The sequence below is a fragment of the Nonomuraea sp. NPDC049158 genome (assembly GCF_040648335.1).
Classification (GTDB): domain Bacteria; phylum Actinomycetota; class Actinomycetes; order Streptosporangiales; family Streptosporangiaceae; genus Nonomuraea.
The window spans coordinates 1-20,217 of the sequence record NZ_JBEZDM010000026.1 but is presented as its reverse complement, the minus strand read 5'-3'; the positions used below and the strand labels follow the sequence as shown (position 1 = coordinate 20,217).

The 20,217-nt window shown below is 63.1% G+C and carries 10 protein-coding genes; 9 read left to right on the top strand and 1 reads right to left on the bottom strand.

Annotated features, from left to right (window positions below):
• Nucleotides 1-52 precede the first annotated feature (52 nt).
• From AB0B61_RS39810 to AB0B61_RS39775, 8 genes are all read left to right on the top strand, one after another.
• Nucleotides 53-1,135 carry a virulence RhuM family protein gene (locus tag AB0B61_RS39810; protein ID WP_358443608.1) on the top strand — a complete coding sequence of 361 codons (1,083 nt, stop codon included), beginning with the start codon at nt 53-55 and terminating at the stop codon, nt 1,133-1,135.
• Nucleotides 1,132-7,497, top strand: a complete 6,366-nt coding sequence (locus AB0B61_RS39805) for a DEAD/DEAH box helicase (protein WP_358443605.1) — start codon at nt 1,132-1,134, stop codon at nt 7,495-7,497. The genes AB0B61_RS39810 and AB0B61_RS39805 overlap by 4 nt, the downstream gene beginning before the upstream one ends.
• A complete protein-coding gene (locus tag AB0B61_RS39800; protein ID WP_358443602.1) occupies nt 7,494-9,620 on the top strand; it encodes a UvrD-helicase domain-containing protein in 2,127 nt (708 codons plus the stop codon). The genes AB0B61_RS39805 and AB0B61_RS39800 overlap by 4 nt, the downstream gene beginning before the upstream one ends.
• The gene (locus tag AB0B61_RS39795; protein ID WP_358443600.1) at nt 9,617-10,510 is read left to right on the top strand and encodes a serine/threonine-protein kinase; all 894 of its coding nucleotides are present in this window, start codon (nt 9,617-9,619) and stop codon (nt 10,508-10,510) included. Before AB0B61_RS39800 ends, AB0B61_RS39795 begins: the two co-directional genes overlap by 4 nt.
• Nucleotides 10,511-10,513: 3 nt before the next feature.
• A complete protein-coding gene (locus tag AB0B61_RS39790; protein ID WP_358443597.1) occupies nt 10,514-12,475 on the top strand; it encodes an N-6 DNA methylase in 1,962 nt (653 codons plus the stop codon).
• Between the two features lie 120 nt (nt 12,476-12,595).
• Nucleotides 12,596-14,551: an AAA family ATPase gene (locus AB0B61_RS39785; protein WP_358443595.1), complete on the top strand. Its 1,956-nt coding sequence runs from the start codon at nt 12,596-12,598 to the stop codon at nt 14,549-14,551.
• A complete protein-coding gene (locus tag AB0B61_RS39780; RefSeq protein ID WP_358443593.1) occupies nt 14,548-16,392 on the top strand; it encodes an ATP-dependent helicase in 1,845 nt (614 codons plus the stop codon). Before AB0B61_RS39785 ends, AB0B61_RS39780 begins: the two co-directional genes overlap by 4 nt.
• Before the next feature lie 331 nt (nt 16,393-16,723).
• On the top strand, nt 16,724-18,568 hold the full coding sequence (locus AB0B61_RS39775) for a DUF262 domain-containing protein (RefSeq protein ID WP_358443590.1): 1,845 nt from the start codon (nt 16,724-16,726) through the stop codon (nt 18,566-18,568).
• Nucleotides 18,569-18,724: 156 nt separating this feature from the next.
• Here the strand turns inward: AB0B61_RS39775 and AB0B61_RS39770 are convergent, their stop codons facing one another.
• Entirely contained in the window at nt 18,725-19,030 is a 306-nt protein-coding gene (locus AB0B61_RS39770; protein ID WP_358443925.1) for a hypothetical protein, read from the bottom strand.
• On the opposite strand from AB0B61_RS39770, the gene AB0B61_RS39765 reads away from it, so the two are divergent.
• Nucleotides 18,926-20,217 (top strand): hypothetical protein (locus AB0B61_RS39765; RefSeq protein WP_358443917.1); only part of this gene is annotated, 1,292 nt, incomplete at its 3' end. The two genes, AB0B61_RS39770 and AB0B61_RS39765, sit on opposite strands and share 105 nt — an antisense overlap.

Sequence of the window (20,217 nt, the reverse complement as noted above, 5' to 3'; positions counted from 1 at the left end):
CGCGCACTCTGGAGTTGGGACGCCGAAACGTTCGGGAAAGGATGTGAGGGACGTGACCGGTGAGCACGGGGAGATCATCCTCTACCGGACGGAGGACGGACGCGCAGAAGTTAGCATGCGGGCGGCCGACGGGACTGTCTGGCTGACGCAGGCGGAGATGGCCGAGTTGTTCGACACCGGCGTGCCGAACGTCAACAAGCACATCACGTCGATCCTTGAGGATGGCGAGCTGACCGAAGCAACTATTTCCCAACAGGAAATAGTTCGCCTGGAAGGCGCAAGACAGGTTCGTCGCCAGGTTCTTTCCTACAACCTCGATATGATCCTCGCGGTCGGTTATCGGGTGAGGTCGCCGCGTGGGATTCAGTTCCGGCAGTGGGCGACGACCATCCTGCGTGAATACCTGGTCAAGGGGTTTGCGCTGCACGATGAGCGGCTCAAGGACCCCGGCGGTTTCGACTACTTCGATGAGCTTCTCGAACGCATCCGTGATATCCGGGCCTCGGAGAAACGCTTTTACCAGAAGGTCCGCGATGTCTTCGCGGCGACGAGCGTGGACTACGACAAGTCGTCGCCTGTGGCCGGCACCTTCTTCGCCACCATCCAGAACAAGCTCGTCTACGCGGTCACCGGCTGCACCGCCGCGGAGCTGATCGTCAACCGGGTGGATCCTGGCAAGCCCAACATGGGGCTCACCTCGTGGAAGGGAGTGCGGGTTCGCAAGGACGATGTCACGATCTCCAAAAACTACCTCGACTCGGATGAGATCAGCATGCTGAACATGCTGACCACACAGTTCCTCGACTTCGCCGAGCTACGCGCGCGGCGACGGCAGGAACTCTCCATGTCCGACTGGATCGTGGCGACCGATCGGTTCATCCAAGCCAACGACATGAAGGTTCTCGCTGATGCGGGGAAGGTCTCCGCGGAGCACGCCAAAAGCATCGCCCATGAGAAATTCATGGACTTCGATACGCAACGGCGTGCCCTGGAGGCGGCCCGTGCCGATCAGGAGTCCGCTGACGAGGTGCGAGAGATTCTGGCCCGGTATGAGGCCGGCTTGCTCGATGAGTTGGAGCAGGTCGAGGACGATATCGAAGGGCGTCGAGACGGCCGGCCAGGCGATGCCCGATGAAGCCGACGCTCGCGGCGGAGGAGTTGCGGGAAAGCCTGACCCAGTACCTCACCACGACCTTCGCCCTCTCTGACCCCGCGAGCAGTGAAGCGCTCAAGCGCTTCCTGAATGACCCCGAGCAGGGCATCTTCCGCGGGCCGTACCTGCGCATCAGGACGCCGTTTCGTACGGCGGAGGACGGGTGGCGGGACCGGCTGGAGTGGGTGCCGAACGGGTTCACGCCCTACCGGCACCAGGCGAAGGCGTTCGAACGGCTGAGCACGCTCGGAAAGCAGGCCGAGCCGACGCTGATCACGACGGGTACGGGCTCAGGAAAAACGGAGTCTTTCCTGCTGCCGGTGCTGGACCACTGCCGGAGGAAGAGGGCGCAGGGCAGGCACGGGGTGAAGGCCGTGCTGCTGTACCCGATGAACGCCCTGGCGGCCGACCAGGCGCACCGGATCAACGACTACCTTCAGATGGCCGGGATGGAGGAGGTCACCGCCGCGCTCTACATCGGTGACACGCCGGAGGTCGGCTACCCGAAGGTGATGACGCAGCGGGCGGAGATCCGGCGCAACCCGCCGGACATCCTGATCACCAACTACAAGATGCTCGACCTTCTGCTCCAGCGAGCGGACGATCTGCCGCTGTGGAAGGACGCTGAGCTGGCCTACGTGGTCGTAGACGAGTTCCACACCTACGACGGCGCCCAGGGCACCGACGTGGCCATGCTGCTGCGGCGGCTGTCGGCGGCGACCGGGCATGCGCGACCGGGTAGTCCGCTGGGTGACATCTGCCCGGTCGCGACCTCGGCGACTCTGGGCGAGGGCGGAGACGGGACGCAGATCCGTGAGGTGGCCGAGCAGGTCTTCGGCACGGCATTCCCAGAGGACGCCGTGGTGGGCGAGGACCGGCTGACTGCCGAGGAGTTCATCGGCGACATCGACGTCACTCTGCCGCTCCCGGGGCCCGAGGAGCTGATCGCTTGCGGTGATCCGCTGCGCAGCCAGGGGGCGATGACCCAGCTCGCCGCGGCTGTCACGGGCAGGAACACGATCAGCGACGCCGAACTCGGCAGAACGCTGAGGCAGCACATACTCACCCAAGCGGTGCTGGACCTGCTCGGTGACGGGAAGCCAAAGACGCTTGAGGAGATGCTGGAGCGGTTGCCGAGGAAGGGCGCCTACAACTGGGGTGCCTACATCCGTGACAACCCGGTCAAGGCCGCGACCGCGCTGGCGCGCTTTGTGGCATTGCTGTCGCAGGCTCGGGACCCGGACAACCCGAAGCGGCCGTTCCTGATGGTCGAGACGCACATGTGGGTGCGCGCCGTGTCGCGGCTCCTGCGCCTGGTGCACAATTCTCCGGCATTCGGGTGGATCGGTGAGCTGCCGGTCACCGACGCCGACTCCACCCTCAGCGTGCTGGGCAAGAGCTTGCTGCCCGCCGTCTACTGCCGTCATTGTGGCCGGTCGGGGTGGGCGGCGTTCTCACCGGAGAAGGACCCGGCCGAGCTGGTTACCAGCCCAGAGAAGATCTACCGCTCGGCGGTAGGCCCGGAGAAGAAGCGGGTCCGCCCGCTCATTCAAGCCACCAAGGGTGAGGCCGAGGCGAGCGCCAAGGGTCTGCAGATTCTCGATGGCGACCGCGTCCGCCCCTACGATCCCGAGCGGGACACGTTCGGCAAGGGTGACATCGTCTTCGTGCTGGCGAACCTGAGTACCAAGCAGGAAGGGAACACCGCGGCGACGCAGGACCGGTGCCCGGCCTGCGATATGGAGCAGGGTATTCGCTTCCTCGGTGCGGGCCTGGCTTCGCTGGCGTCGGTGGCGGTCACCCAGCTGTTCGCGGGTGGTCAGCTTGAGGCCAAGCAGCGCAAGACCCTCCTGTTCAACGACTCGGTGCAGGACGCGGCGCACCGGGCCGGATTCGTGGCCAATCGGTCGTTCGCGTTCTCGCTGCGGCGGCTGATCAGTTCTCGGCTGGATCCGGAGGCGCCGATCCTACTCAACGACTTGATCGGGGATCTGACGGCGGCGGCCAGCGAGTCGGGTGTGCTGCCCGCCGTGGTGCCCCCCGACCTGCATGACCGGCCAGAGATCGACGCGATCCTCGCCGAGACGACCAGCGGCAGTCCGCAGGCGTGGGACCTGATCGGGGAACGGCTGGCCTTCCAGACGACTCTGGAGTTCGGACTGCGCAGCCGGCAGGGCCGTACTCTCGACCTGACCCGCACCGCGGTCGGCGAGGTAGTGCTTGACGACCCGCAGAAGATTGCGGAGCTCGCACGGGACGTGCATATCGGGCTGTCCGGGATGATCGAACGGCAGCCCGACGCGCGGTATCTAGCGTTCGTGCGTGGGTTCCTGGACCGGTTGCGTTATCGAGGCGCGATCAAGCACGTCTGGCTGGACGAGTGGATCAGAATCGCTGGGACCAACCGGTACCGGGCGATCTGGGGGCAGCGGCCGGACGGTATGCCGGCCTTTCCTCGTGGGTTGAGCGCGCCGAGCTTTCTGCTTGACCGGTTCAAGAACAACAAATCCGAGTTCGATCGAATCGACTCTGACCAGGGTTGGCCGCAGGACTGGGCGACCCGGTGCCTGGAGCTGGGCAAGGGGCAAGCGGGGGAGTATCTGGCCAGGTTGCTGCCGGTGTTGGCTTCGGAAGGGGTTATCGCGAAGCGAGTGCCCGACGGCGCGACCGGGGTGTACGGCCTGCAACCCGGGCACATCATGGTGTACGCGCTGGAGGACGAGCAGGTCAACGATGCTGGCCTCGGCTGTGACCGGTGCGCGTGGCAGCAGACGATCCGTCCCGAACTGGTCGCCGATTGGTACGGCCAGCCGTGCCCGCGCTACCGCTGTGGTGGCCACCTGACCGATCGGGGCACCAGGAAGTACCGCGACGACTACTACCGGCGGCTCTACCTGGGACACGAGCCGTTCCGGGTGGTCACGGCCGAGCACACCGGCGCGCTCACTCGCCGCCAGCGAGAGCAGGTGGAGGAACGCTTCCGGACGGGCACCCGCTACAACGATCCGAACGTGCTCTCGTGCACGCCCACGCTGGAGCTGGGCATTGACATCGGCGAACTGTCAGCGGTGATCCTGGCCTCGCTGCCGCCGGGACCGGCCAATTATGTGCAGCGGGTCGGCCGCGCGGGGCGTCAGACGGGCAACGCCTTCATGGTGACAATGGTTGGACGCTCGCCTCGGGACCTGTACTTCCTCAACGAACCGACCGAGATGATCGCCGGAGAGATCGTGCCGCCCGGCAGCTATCTGTCGGCGGTGGAGATCTTGCGTCGGCAGTATTTCGCGCACCTGGTCGACCTGTGCGCTCGGGGGCAGATCACAGGGGTGTTGCCGTTGCCGCGCCGGGCTTCGGCGTTGTTCGCGGATACGGGTTGGTTGGCTTCCTTCGTCCCGGCGGTGCTGGGTTCGAGTGCGGTCGAAGGGTTCCTTGACCTGTTCGGATCGGCGGTGACGCCCGAGGCCGCTTCGGATCTGCGGGCATTCGCCGGATCGGGCCTGGCACAGGCCGTACAGAAGGCTGCCGAAACGTGGGGTCAGCGGTTGGCGGATCTGCGAGAGCGGCTGTCGTCGATCGATGAGGCGGTCGAGTCGCTCGTCGAGTCGGACCGGACCCAGCAGGCCGTCAAGCGATCGCTGTCGGCGGAGCGGCGGGCGGTAGCCAAACTCATCGGCGAGATCGGCCGGGAGAATGCCCAGAGCGCGCTGGTCGAACTCGGGCTGCTGCCCAACTACTCGCTGATCGACTCCGCGACCGCGCTTGAGGCGACGATCACCTGGGAGGAGCAGGTCCCGGGCGGCAAGCAATATCACTCTGAGGTCCGCGAGTACAAGCGATCGGCGCGGCTGGCGCTGACCGAGCTGGCGCCCGGCAACTCCTTCTACATGCGCGGGTACGAGCACAAGGTCACCGGTCTGGACATCGGCACGCCGTCACGCTCGACCTGGGAGGATTGGCGGGTTTGCGGGGACTGCGGCTACGTGCGGACCAGCCAGGCAGTCGAAGACACCTCGCTCTGCCCGCGCTGCGGCAGCGCCGCCCTAGGCGAGGTCGAGTCCCTCTACAAGGTGCTGCGGCCCACCAGGGTTTACGCGCACGACCGCCGCGACGATGCCCAGATCGGCGACGACAGCGACGATCGGCAGCAGCGGTACTACGAGCGCGCGGTCGCGGTGGACATCGACGCCGCCGACATCGCACCTGGCTCCTGGCGGCACCACAAAGTCGTGTTCGGTGTGGACTTCACCCGCAAGGCCGTAGTCCGGCGGTTCAATCTGGGGACGATGCGCAACGACCGGCAGGACTTCAAGAAGTTCGCCGGCGAGGATGCCCGGCTCAACCCGTTCCACGTCTGCCCGGCGTGTGGCGGCACCACCGTGGACGGTCCGCCTTCCGTCGCCGAGTCGGACGGCCTGATCGCGACCTCCTGGGCGGACAAGAGTCGCCGGCATCATCGGCCCTGGTGCGTCTTCCGGCGTGCGGCTCAAGACACCGAGCACGTCAAGGTGATCCTGGCGCACGAGCTGAACACCGAGGCGCTGCGCATCCTGCTGCCTATCGCCACCCTGATGGCAGCCGAGCGGACGGCCACCTTCGCGGCGGCGCTGATGGGCGGGGTCGCCGCCAAGTACGGCGGAGATCCGGACCACCTGTCGATCGTCACCGCCACCATGCCCGACCATGCCACCGGACGTAGGCGGCGCTTCCTCGTGCTGCATGACACCCTGCCGGGCGGCACCGGATATCTGCACAGGCTCGCGGCACCCGAGGGTTTCCGCGAGGTGCTGATCGAGGCATACAAGATCGTGTCCGAGTGCCGATGCAAGCAGGACAGCGCCAAGCGGGCTTGCCACCGCTGTCTGCTCTCGCACGTGCCCGGCAGCGACTACGACAAGGTCAGCCGGGCCGATGCCGAGGAGATGCTGGCCGAACTGCTGGACGACTGGCAAGTCACCGATGTCGTCAACACCAGCGATATCTCCCTTTGGGACCAGGTCGAGAGCGAACTGGAGGCGCGCTTCCTCGGTGGGATGGAGGACTGGGCTCGACGTGGCGACACGCCAGGAACCCTCGCGCGAGGCGAGGTGGTCAATGGGCGCAAGACCGCCGACCTGCGGATCGAAGGACCGGACGGCAATGTTCGGCACTGGCGGATGACCCTGCAGAACACCATCCGCGGCACCCGGCCCGACGTGGTGTTCCGCCTGGTCGACTCCGAGCCACAGGAGGTCTCGGTCTACCTGGACGGCTACGCCTACCACGCGACCGCCGATATCAACCGGCTTGCCGACGACGCGGTGAAGCGTCTCCGGCTGCGGGCTCATCGTGGGCTGGTCTTCCAGCTCACCTGGGAAGACCTCGAAACGTGGGAGGAGAACGGGTTCGCTCCCAGCTCGTCGCGTGAGCCGTCGCGCGTGCCGTACCTCGGGAACGCCCAAGCGAAAGGGCGTGCCTACTACCAGCAGCTCACTGGCCGCGACCCGGACGAGTTGGTGCGCACGATGTGGACCAATCCGATCGAGACCCTGCTCGCCTACCTGGGCTCGCCCGATCCGGAGCTGTGGTTGCGCAGAGCCGAGGCGGTAGTCGCGGGAGCGTTGTCGGCGGCCACGGACAGGAGCATCTGTGACATGGCAGGTGTGGCCGAGCGGGTCACCGCGTCGGTGCGGGGCCTTCCGCTTCCGGCGCCAGCGCTCGGCAAGATCGGCGTGTGCAGAGGCGAGTCGCTGACAATGATTCTCGATCAGCGCGTCTTCAGCGCTTTCACGGTGATCGACGATCGGTCCGAGACCATCCTTGCCGACGAGGTGACCCACAAACGGCGGTGGGCCGACTGGCTCTATTGGGGGAACTTGCTGCAGTTCCTCGACGCCGGACAGGGAGACAGTGCTCAACTCGCCTACACCGGACTGGACCTCTTCAATACGGCGCAGCTCGCTGCTGCGGGTGGTGCTGGATTCCTGAGCGCGCTCAGCCTGATGCCGCTTGATGAGGAACTGCGCTCTGATGAGGAAGTCAGCCTCGTACGGTCAGCGGACGCCGTACGAGATGTCTCCACTAGATGGGAAGAAGTACTCGACCTACTGGACCCGGACGAGCCGGGGTTGGCGGAATTCGCTCATGCGTTGGCAGCTGCCGGGACGGTCGCGCCGCAGGTGGGTTTCGAGCTGGGAGAGCAGCTGTGGCAGGCCGAGCTGGCTTGGCCCTTGGCCAAGGTGGCTGTCGTCCTCGCTGGAGAGGACGACGAAGCGCATAGACGTGATGCCGCCTACGCCGAGGCGGGCTGGGACGCGCGAACTGTGGCGGGCTGGACGCCCGACGAGCTCATGGGAGGCTTGGCGTGAGTGGGGCAACGCTTCGGCTGCTGGACAAGGCCGACAAGGAGATCCTCAAGCTGCCCCGGGCGGTCAAGGGGGCCATCTACGACTTCCAGCACAAGTTCCGGCAGGACATCAACAACCCGGGGCTGCGTTTCAAGCGGCTGGAGGGACACCCACGGCTGTTCTCGGCTCGGGTGAATCTGGACTACCGTGCGTTGCTCCTGCACGCGGGAGGATCCGACTACATCCTCGTCGCGGTCAAGCCGCGGCAGGAGGTCTACGACAACCTCGACAAGTTCGCCTACCAGATCAACCCGGTCACCGGTGGCATCGAGTTCGTCGACCTGGTCACCATCGAGGCCGCGGTTGTCGAGAAGCCGACCGGACCGGAGCCGCTGTTCGCCAAGTTCTCCGCCGAGCAGCTCCTCGACCTGGGTGTGGCGGAACCGCTGCTCGGCCTGATCGCGAAGATCACAACCGAGGACGAGTTGCTGGGCTTGGCCTCCTACGCACCCCAGCTCACCGGGGAGGTCCTGCTCGCCCTGTACTCGGGCAAGACCCCGGAGGAGGTCCTCGACCAGATCACCACACCGGTTGCGGTCACCGAGGAGATCGACGCCGACGACTACCAGGCGGCGTTGGTCCGCCCAGCCACGGTCACCACCGAGGATGCCGATCTGCAGGAGGTGCTTGAGCAGGGCGACTTCGGCCGCTGGAGGGTGTTCCTCCACCCCACTCAGCGCAAGATCGTTGAACGGGCCTACAGCGGCCCTGCGCGGATCAGCGGCGGTCCCGGCACCGGCAAGACGATCGTCGCCCTGCATCGGGTCAAGCACCTGGTGGACCGGCTCGGTCCGGGCTCGGGGAAGGTCCTCCTCACCACGTTCAACACCAACCTTGCCGCCGATCTGCGACAGCGTCTGATCGCGCTGGCCGGCTCCGAGATCCTCCAGTACGCGGACATTGTCAACGTCGACAAGGTGGCCAGCGCGATCGTTGCCGAGGCACCTTCTGGTGGGCGACGGTCGTGGATCGACGACACCAAGGCGGTGAAGGAGTGGGAGGACCTGCTGCTGGAGGAGGGGGAGACCCGGTGGGACGCCGACTTCCTGCACGCCGAGTGGTCCCAGGTCATCCTCGGTCAGGCCGCTGCCACCCGGGCTGACTACTTCCGCGCACGTCGGGCCGGACGTGGTCGTCCCATCAGCCGTGAGGATCGCGCGGCCATCTGGCGGCTCGCCGAGCGCTACGTGATGCGGCTGGATGCGAAGGGTGTGTGGACCAACCAGCAGTTCGCCGAGCGGGCGGCGCGGATGGAGACGGAGAAGGCCAGGGATCGGGCGTCGTATGAGGCCAATGCCGGGTTGCAGCGCGAGTCGGGCATCTGGCACCGGCCCCGCTACCGGCACATCGTGGTCGACGAGGCCCAGGACTTGTCCGTCGCGCACTGGAAGATGCTGCGAGCGATGATTCCGGAAGGTTCGGATGATCTGTTCATCGCAGGTGACACTCACCAGCGGATCTACGGCAACTACGTTTCGCTAGGGAGCCTGGGGATCAATATCAGAGGGCGTTCCTCGAAGCTGACACTGAGCTATCGCACGACGCACGAGATCCTCGGCACCGCTGTACGCATGCTCGGCCAGGAGGAATGGGATGATCTGGACGTCGGTACCGACAACCTGACCGGTTATCGGTCGGTGCTGCGCGGTCCTGAGCCGCAGCTGGTTCCTTACTCCACCTGGGATGCTGAGCTGGACGGGATCGTCCGGCAGGTCAAGCAGTGGGGCGGTGGATCGATCGCTGTCGCAGTGCCGGAGCGGTGGATGGTCGCCGAGGTGGAGAACCGACTTGGCCGAGCTGAGATCGTCTCCTGCTCCATCACCAGTGACGGCCCTCGGTTGGTAGAGGCGCCCGTGCATGTCGGGACGATGCACCGGTTCAAGGGGCTGGAATACCAGCGGATGATCATTGCGGGAGTCGCGGAAGGGCTGGTGCCGCGGAACCTCGACTTTGAGGAGAGCGATCCGTTGCGGTTCCGACGTGAAATGCAGCGGGCTCGCTCATTGCTGTTCGTGGCCAGCACCCGTGCCAGGGACAGCATCGTCATCTCCTGGAACGGCCGGAAAAGCCGGTTCCTGCCATGAGAACCGTCGCAGAGCGCTACAAGATCACATCACCCATCGGTCAGGGCGGGATGGGGCAGGTCTGGGAAGCCAAGGACCTGCGGCTCAACCGGCCAGTGGCCATCAAGCTGATCCGTTCTGCCGACCTTGTCTCAGCTGCGGACGCGCGGCGGCGGTTCAGTCGGGAAGCCAGAATCACCGCCAGACTCAGCCATCCCGGAGTGCCGGTGGTCTACGACTTCGGTAACGACGGTGACCTGTTCATGGTGATGGAAGCGCTGCCCGGAGACACGGTTGGCAAGCTCAAGGACGAGCACGGCTGCCTGCCATACCCCTGGGCGGCATTCATCGGAGCCCAGGTCTGCGCGGTGCTGGCCGCGGCACACAACGCCGAGCTGATCCATCGCGACGTCAAGCCGGAAAATCTGGTGCTCTGCCCGAACGGCATGGTCAAGGTTATTGACTTTGGCGTGGCGACTTCGCTCGGCGCGAGCGAGTTCTCTACGATCACGGCGGTCGGGCAGATCCCCGGATCGGCCCGCTACATGGCACCCGAGCTCGTCGATGGGGAGCCGGCCAGCCGGGCGAGCGACCTCTATACCGTTGGCTGCCTGCTGTACGAGCTGCTCACCGGTTCCAGACCGTTCCAGCACGACGACCTGCTGCGAGAGATCGCCCGAAGTCAGCAGGAAGAGCCCGCGCCCATAGAAGACGTTCCAGATGAGTTGGAAGGCCTGATTCGATGGTTGCTGGCTAAAAGCCCGGGAAGGCGCCCTGAGACCGCCGTCGCGGTATATCAGCAGCTTCTTCCCTTGATCCGCGATCTTCCGCCATTGCATGGCTGGGTGAGTAGGAATATTTCTGCCGACCCAGTGCATATGTATGCGGCGGCACTTTCAAGTTTGGGGTAACACATGCACGACAGCGCCACGGTCGCAGCGGCCGACATCGCAAGGTTGGCGGGGGTTGGGCGCGCCGCCGTCAGCAACTGGCGTCGGCGTTTCGAGGACTTCCCCTCGCCTGTAGGAGGCACCTCAAGCAGCCCGCTCTTTTCCCTCACAGATGTCGAAGCCTGGTTGCGCCGCCAGGGAAAGCTCACAAAAGTACAGGAGGAGGAGCGGGTCTGGCAGCAGATCAAAGCCAGCGTCGATGATCTCCATCTTGGACATGTGCTAGGCCACGTGGGTGCCTTTCTACTGTTTCTTGAACGGTCTTCGGGCACGTGGAAACAGATCGCGAAGAGCCCTGACCGCGAGCTAACTGATCGCCTGACAGATGAGCTGGCGTCTCTCGAGCTGCCCGGTGAGCCGGAATCCCTTCTGGAAGCCCAACTACTTAGAACAATTGCTGAACTGGCCCTCGAGCGTAATACTGCGCATGTCTTTGACTTCATGTATGAGCGCTACCTCGAAGCCCACTCCCGACGAGTCGGCACTGTGTCCAGGCAGATAGCCGAACTCCTAGTGACCCTCGCTGACGCCGATGCTGGAATTTTCTTTGATCCCTCATGCGGTCTCGGCTCGATGCTTATGACCGCAGCAGGGAATGGCGCCGACCAACTCTTCGGCCAAGAGCGCGAGGAACACTCCGCCCGCATCGCCGCAGTCCGCCTCCATCTTCACGGACATCGAGGCGCCGTGCGTTCTGGTGACGCAATCCGAGACGACAAATTCGGCGCCATCCAAGCCGATGCCGTGGCTTGCATCCCACCCTTCGGGGAACGCAATTGGGGCTACGAAAAACTCTCTTCGGACGTCCGCTGGCTCTACGGCCTGCCTCCGCGCGGCGAACCCGAACTGCCGTGGGTCCAGCACGGCCTATACCACCTCAAACCAGGCCGCCACATGACCGTGGTAATGCCGCCATCCGCCTCCGATCGACGATCTGGTCGTCGGATTCGGGCTCAACTTCTGCGGACTGGAACATTGCGTGCCGTCGTTGCATTGCCGCCCGGCACCGCCCCCGGGTCGCTGGCCTCCCCTCATCTGTGGATCCTGCGTCGCCCCTCACCTGGGGATCCAATTCCGTCACACGTGTTGATGCTCGACCTATCTGACCTTCCGGAAGACCAAGTACGCGACGTCGCGCTCGAACGATGGCGAACATTCTCACAGTCGCCAGGCGAGGGCTCGGAATGCGTTGTCCCGGTCATCGACCTACTGGATGAAGATGTCGACCTGACACCAGCGCGTCATGTAGGCAGTCCTACCCCTGAGAATACGAAGCAGGGGTTCTCCACACTATTGGACGAAGTAACAGATTCCGTCGGCGATCTTCAGCATGCCGTCCGCAATCTTCGCAAACTCAAGTCTGCCCATGTCGAACTTCCCAAGACCACCATCGCCGAGCAGGTCCGTGCGGGTGCTCTCACGATCCTCCAGGCCCCGAAGACCGAGGCCGTTCCAGGCAATTTCCCCGTCCTCACCGTGAACGACGTGCTCGACGGGAGCGGACCAAGCGGTCGCACCCGGCTGACCACTGACACGGTCGCCCTCGAACCAGGTGACGTCGTCGTCCCTTCGGGCGGGCGAGCCCTGGTCGCCAGAGTGATCGAAGAAGGTGGGGCAGTACTCGGTCCAGGCCTCTATCTCTTTCGCGTGGACCCCGAGCGCATCGACCCCTCGTGCCTGGCAGGCTTCCTCCGGGTTTCCGGAGCATCAAGCCCGGTACGGGGGCAAACGGGAACATCGCGTGCGGACATCAGGCGTGCAGAGATTCCGAGGCTTCCCCTACTTGAACAGCAGCGGCTTGGAGAAGCTTTCCGCCACCTGGAGCTCTTCGAGCGGGCAGTGGATCGGTCATTGGGGCAGGCCAGCTTGCTGATCCAACTTGGCCTAGCTGAGCTCACAACGGGAAGCATCGGAGGATCCGACTAGCAGTACCCAAACCTAAATGCCGTGAACTCGACTCACATGCTATTGTGAGCCCTGTTGCTGTTCTCGCCTGATGGGTCATGAGAGGCGAGCGACACTCCCAACCAGGCGACAGGGGTGGTCATGCGCATCGCCAGGGTCCTCATCCGCAACTTCCGCAACTTCGCTCATCTTGAGATCGAGGCGTTCCCGGGCAATGCCGTGCTCGTGGGCGAGAACGGCATCGGCAAGTCGAACTTCCTGTACGGGCTCCGCCTGGTGCTCGACCCGGATCTGCCGGATAGCGCTCGGCGCCTCCGCAAGGAGGACATCTGCGAGCACGGCGACGGAACGGTCGCCGACGGTGTCGAAGTCCGTATCGAGATAGACATCACCGACTTCGAGGACGATCAGGACACGCAGGGCGCGCTTGACGGCTGCATCGTCAACACCGCGCCGCTGACTGCCCGCATCACCTACCTCTGGCGACCGAAGGATCTAGCCGAAGGCCCTCGCTTGTCGATCAAGGACTACGATTTCGACATCGTCGGCGGACCAAATGATGAAGGGAACGCGAAGCATATCCGGCACGGCGTATCCGTGACGGTGCTTCCGCCTCTGCGAGACGCCATCGGCGAGCTCTCCCGCTATCGCGGCTCCCCTCTCCATGACCTTCTGGAGGCCAGCCCACCAGATGACCACGCTCTGGACGCCGCGGCTGGCAGCATCAAGAAGGCCATGAACGTTCTTGCGGAGGATGGCAAGATCACATCGGTTGCTGAAGGCCTGGCAACCCGCGTGGCAAACATGGCCGGCCCTCAACTCGGCATCAGCCCCACTCTCGGCTTCGCTTCCAGCGACCCAGCCCGGCTGCTCAAATCCATCCGCCTCTTCGTCGACGCCAACCGAAGTCGTGGCGTTGGGGAGACATCCACCGGGAACGCCAACGTGCTCTATCTCGGTCTTCTGCTTCAGCGGCTGGAATCACGACGCGGCCAAAAGGCGGACCTTCTGCTCCACGCGATCCTCGGGGTCGAGGAGCCGGAAGCGCACATTCATCCAGTGCTCCAGCGCCAGTTGTTCAGATACCTGCTGAGTATGGAGACGGCGCTCGTCGTTACTACGCACAGTCCCCACATCGCTGCGGTGACCAAGCTTGATTCGCTCGTCCTACTTCGAACTGCGCCAGGTGGTGGTACCACTGCCGCCACCACGACCAAGATGCAAATCACGAAGGGTGAGCGTGCCGATCTGGAACGCTACCTAACAGTCAGCCGAGCGGAACTCCTCTTCTGTCAGGCCGCCATCCTTGTCGAGGGCCCGTCTGAGGTGTATCTCCTGCCGGCTTTGGCACGTATCTTCGGCTTCGATCTGGATGCACACGGTGTGATCGTCGCCAATATCGACGGCGTCAACTTCAGTCCCTATCGAAGACTGCTGGGTCCCGACGCGCTGAACATTCCCCACGTGATCATCACAGATGGCGATCCGTACGGAAAGGACAGCTATGTGTTCGGCGGCCTAGCCCGTGCGGCAACGTTGCTTCCGTCCAAGGCCCAGCAAGAAGAGTTGAGCGCGATCGTTCAAGGCCTCATCAAAGACGGAGAAGCAGCTGATCCCACCGGAGCGCGGCGTGACGTTACGCGTGCGGATATCTTCGTAGGCCAGCAGACCCTCGAAGTGGATATTGCTCCGCTTCTATACGAGCAGATGTGCGATGCACACCAAGAGCTGGAAGAGTCATCCTCCCTCGTCGCCAAATTCGACCAAGCCGTTAAGGCCATCGACGCCGGAATCGGAGGGCCAGATGATCGCAAAGAACTGCTTCGCCGGATCAACTACGTGAGCAAGGGGCGGTTCGCGCAGCGACTGGCCGACCACGTGGAACACGCTACCGACATCGCCGAAGCTGTGCTGGCCGACATTTCGAGCAAGCTCGACAGCAACACAGACCCAGACCAGAGCGCGCCCGCTTGGATGGACCACGGGACGTACGGCTACCTTCTGGCAGCTCTTGATCGCATCTCATGGGGAATCCGCGGGCACGGGCTACTGCTCCCCGAGCAGGCCACTCATGAACAAGCTGGGGAGCAGGTGTGAGGCGCCGCGATTCTGCTCTGGCTAATGAACTCGCTGCCCTGAACGAGGAGCAACGTCAAGCAGTGCTGCATGTCGGTGACCTCGCGGTGCTGGCAGGGCCGGGTTCAGGGAAGACGCGAACGCTGGTGGCGAAGGTTGGTTGTCTCCTGTCTACACAGCAAATATCGCCGTGGCGGAGCGTCGCCGCGATAACATACACACGTTCTGCGGCGCGCGAGGTCACGAACCGGCTCCGTTCACTGGGAATCACCCCCGGCCGCCGCCTCGTCTCCAGCACTTCGCACAGTTGGTGCCTCGGAAGCATCCTTCGCCCGTACGGCCCGCTGGTCGGTGTCGCTGCACCTGGGCCGGCCAGCATCGTCGATGAGAAGTCGGATGAGTGGACCTCTCGGCTGAAGGCATGCCTCGACGCCGAGGGCGTTTGGGCATCCAGCACTGATGTGGTCAAGGCTAGGCGCATCCTCGCCGCGGGAGAGAATCTTGAGGACCTCGCATACCTCTCCCAGGTTGCGAAGAGGTTCGACGAGCAACTGCTAGAAGCGGAATTGTTCGACCACGATCTCATCGTCTCCCAGTCGCTGCGCATTCTCCAGAAGAACCCCAACATCTCGCGAATGATCGGCGCCAGGTTTCCCTGGATGACCGTGGACGAGTATCAGGATCTGGGCCCCGTATTGCACGCGTTGGTTCTCCACCTTCATGACAAGGAAGGCGTACGGGTCGCCGCCTTCGGCGATCCAGACCAGACGGTCATGTCATTCGCCGGAGCCAGCCCCCGCTATCTTTGGGAATTGGCTGCCCGCCAGGGCTTTCATGAAGTATTCCTCGGAATCAACTATCGCTGCGGGCAAGCGATCATTGCCGCCAGCCACCTGGCCCTTAATGAGCAGCGTGACCAGTGTGCAGATCCTGCCCGGGAGGACCTCGGCGTCGTTGAGCCCGTTTCTATCGCTGGTGGGCTCGAAGACCACGCTCACGCGGTGCTCAAGAAAATCTCCGAGATCTCTTCAGCAGGATGGCCATTGCACAGTGTCGCCATTCTTTATCCGAGCCGCGGTCCGCTACTGGATGCACTGACCGAGGCGCTGGACGCCGGCAACGTTCCGTACGTCTTCGAGGCTGAGCAGCGACTACCTAAGGGTGATTTGGCAGACTTCATTAAAGATTGTGCGGCTCGAGCCATCGTCGGCCCACAACCCTCCTCTTGGGTTGACGGAGAACGCCACATCGACCAAGTGAATACGATCACGGACCTGGCGCACACGTACAACCGACTCCGCCAAGCCAGCGGGCTTCCCAAACTCCTCACTCATAGCGCAGGCGGCCAACTAGCCGCAGTACTCAGGGTAGGCAGCGCCGAGGAACTCCTGGCCCCCTGGGTGGCCTCGCTAGATGAGGCACTTGGCCTCGAAGAGATCGGGGCCCGCAGTCCGATCCAGCGTGATCAGTTTGCGCTGCGCGGATTCCAGGATGCTGCTCGGGAACACCGCCTTACTCTTGGCGACGTTGCCGGTTCAGTTCGACGAGGAAAAGTTACGTTGACCACCTACCACTCAGCAAAGAGCCGAGAGTGGGACTTCGTCCTCCTCCCGGGACTGGTGGACGGCATAATGCCGTACCGTCGATGGTCTAGGCAGCGCAGGCAGTTCCTCGAACCGACGCCTGACGCCCTCGCCCAGGCACGACGTGCCTTCTATGTTGCACTGACCCGCGCAAAGATAGCTGTCGTGCTCTACTACGGCCGCTACTGGGAAACCGGCTGGGGTGCTCGGAACGCCCATGGCGTATCGAGATTCGTCCTTGAGATGCTCCGCCGGATGGGCAGCGCCGAGACCACTTAATCAGCCTATTGTCGCTCCCAGGGTGGAGGGTCTCGCTATGCTCAAGCGGAGCTGGCTCAGGAGGAAGGTTTGCCGCTGGCAAAAACTCACCGTGCAGCTCGAGGGGACATGTAGCTGGCACCTTTACGATGCTTAAGCCATAAATCCTCCATACCACTTCAGCCCTCTCGACGACTGATCAGCTACTCTCGCGTAGAGTTACAGGAGCTGCTGAATTTCTCTTCTGGTCAGCGTAGAGTTTCCTCCAAAAGGCCTCAGAGTGTAAGAAGCACCGAAGTTGAGTGCCTTGACTTCTAGACCCCGCCGGTATCACCGTCTCCCCCGAGGAACCATGAAAGCGGACACTCGCACCCCCGCCGAAATCTTCGCTAGCCCTATCCGATACCTGATCCCTCTTTTCCAGCGCCCCTACGTCTGGAACCAAGTAGACCAGTGGGAGCCCCTCTGGGATGACGTGCGCGCTGTTGCTGAGCAGGTCCTAGATGCCAAGGACTCGCTATACGGAGGATCGTCGATACCTCCACACTTTCTGGGCGCGATCGTCCTGGAACAGCAGCTGACGCCGACCGCATTCATACCCGTACGACATGTCATCGACGGGCAGCAGCGTTTGACGACCTTGCAGATCCTCCTCGATGCCGCGCAGCTCGTGGCAGAGCAGCATGGCTCGGCCATCGATGGAAAAGCTCTAGAAGCACTCGTCCTCAACAACAGGGATTTGGTACAGCAACCCGATGAGGTCTTCAAGGTATGGCCGACGGATAGTGATCAGGACGCATTCCGCGCCGTCATGGACAACGAGCGAGAGGTGACAGGTGAGCTTGCCAGCAGCAGCATCGCGGCGGCGCACGTGTATTTTATAAGGGAAATCAGCGAATGGGCGGATCCGGACGGCGACCCCGACAAGTGCAAGCGCAGGATCACCGCACTAACACATGCGCTCCGGAGCTATCTCAGGCTGGTTGTCATCGATCTCGAGCCCGGCGACAACGCACAGGTCATCTTCGAGACCCTGAACCACCGTGGCACACCGCTTCTCGCCGCCGATCTAATCAAAAACATGGTCTTCCAACTGGCTACGGCTCAAAATGAAGACCTGGAAGACCTCTACAAAAAGTACTGGAAACCGTTTGACTCCAACCACTGGCGTCGCGCCGTACGGCAGGGGCGGCTCTATCGGCCCTATGTCGACATCTTCATTAACTACTGGCTGACTATGCGGCGGCTCCATGACATACCTGCCGACCGGGTCTTTACCGAGTTCCGCGATCACATCCGCACTTCAGAACTCGCAGCTTGGGAGGTCATGCGGGATCTATCCGCCGATGCAAAGGTATACGCAGAGCTTGAGCGCCTCCCTTGGGACTCGCCCGAAGGCACCTTCTACTATCGCGTCATCAACGTCATGGAGGCCTCAGTCGTTGGGCCGTTCCTGTTGTGGATCCTGCGATGGCCAGAGACGCGGATGCCAATCGAGCAGCGCCTCAAGGCACTGCGCGCGATGGAGAGCTGGCTGGTTCGCCGCATGCTCTGCAAGTTGACGACCAAGAACTACAACCGGATCATTGTCGAGCTTCTACAAGCGCTGGACCGCAACGGACCGGAAGTCGCAGGAGACATCACCGAGGCCTTCTTCGCGAGAGGTACAGCCACCGCCGGCTACTGGCCATCCGACCAAGAACTCATTGAGGCCGTTCAGACGGTCAAGGTCTACAAGGACCTCACCCGCACTCGCCTTCGTATGATCCTCGAAGCTCTGGAGGACGACGCCAGAGGAAAGTGGTCAGAGCATGAGCACTGTCCGCGCGGATGCCTCACGATCGAGCACGTCATGCCCCAGAGCTGGGGTGAGCACTGGGACAGCGACATCGCCGACCACCCTGCTCGCCAACGCCGTGACCACCTCGTCCAGACGCTGGGGAATCTGACCCTCGTCAATGACCGTCTCAATCCCAAGCTCTCGAACCGGCCATGGACCGACGGAGAGGTGGAGGCACGAGGTCTATCCGACCCGGCATCGACCATCGGCAAGAGGACCCTGCTCCTCAAGCATGCAACCCTGAAACTCAACGCCGAGATCGTGGCGGCCCACCCGGACACGTGGACCGATGAAGCCATCGCTGCCCGTTCTGCTGCATTGGGACAGCGCCTCACCATCATCTGGCCGCGACCGTAGCGAGACCGGTTGGGGCGGGAAATGCGCTGTTAACGACGGCTGAATCCTGACCCCTTGGCGTCGCTCGATTCCTAGGGCGCCAGTTTTCACCCGTCGGCATGCGAGCTCAACGGGGCCGCCGAGAGGAGTTCCATCCAGGTTCCAAATGCGATATTTTCAGCGGAAGTGCGAGGTGATGTCCGCGTGCAGGAAGATACGCGAAGAGTCCAGACTGCCGTTCTTGGCGGGCCGGGCTCCTACGAGCCGATCCTTATGCCCCTCGACCGAACTGAAGCTCTCCAGTTCCGAGCAAACCATGATCGTATGGGCAACACGTTCTGGTGCGGAACGCACCTGGGCGGTTGTAGCAAGCAGTTGATGGACCGGATCGGCCAGGTCAAGGTTCCGCATTTCGCGCATCACGCTGATCGAGCCACTCACGTGTGCCGACGGGTCAACCTCGGCGTCGACTCTGCTGATCACCTTTATATCCATCATGAGCTGTCGAAGTGGCTCAAGAGCCGCGGCATGAACCCCGCAGGAAACCCTGTCATCAACGATGGCTTCACCTCAGGCGGTGGCTGCACGGAGCTAATCGTCGCTCCGCCCGGACAGTTTCCTCTGGTCGCCGTCCAACTCGTCGGTGACGAGCGCAGTTGGTGGCACCGAGACAGGCAGCTCCGTGTCGAAGGCCGAGCCGTGCAGTGGATCTTCGGTATGAATTCCCGTGCATCGTACGCGGCGCTCGATCGGGACGGGTACGCCTTACGCATTCGCTGCGAGACCCAAGCGGGCACTCGAAGGATCTTTGTCGCAGTCCAACTCCCGGGGCGGCCAGTCGACTGGGAGGTCATCTCCGGTTGGCGGCTGACGCAATCCGGAATCTCCACAGCTGACATTGATCGTGTTCGTCGGTCACACTCAGACCTAGTTGGTGTCCGTCAATTGAGCGATAGAGAAGAACGTACAGTTGTCGGGTTCCCTCTCGATGTGTCCGGGCTTCTAATCACTCCGAAAGAAACAAAGACGCGCCCCTGGCAACATATAGGTGATGGCGAGAGGGACAGTCAGTCGCTCACGGTCAAGGTGCAAACTCCTGCCGGAATCGTCATCGGCGATGCCGTTGTCGTACTTCCGTGCGCTTACGCGGAGCTAGCTGTCGACCAGCAGTATCAAATCCTGGGGCCGGCCTCGGTGCGAGCTAATGTAGATCCCCAGCAACTGAGACTTCGTTGGATAATTGACTCAGGCGGGCTGGCAATCGCTCCGGCGATACAAACCCCGCTGCTCGCCCCACAGGTTGACACCTATCCACGGGTGTCCGCGAAGCAGCATGCGATCAAGACTGATCAGGAAGAGTCCGCGCTCCCTGAAGCGCGAAGGGCGCCTACGACCTCCATGTCCGGTGATCCGTCGACCGCCCACCTCGACCGCCGGGAGGAGATGCGCATCCGTGAATCCGCTGCAAGAACGATCACGCGGCTTGAGCAAGCACGCAGCGTCGGCAATCGGAACAGAGGACGTGAGCTTCTCCGCCAGCTCGGAACCCTGCTGAAGTCGGCGCCCCCGGACAATTGTCAACGGCCAAGTGGGTGTCGCCGCTGGTGGCCATGTAGAAGTCCCCACCTCTTCGTAGTTGACTACTTCTTGATCAAGCGTGCTGGTGTCCT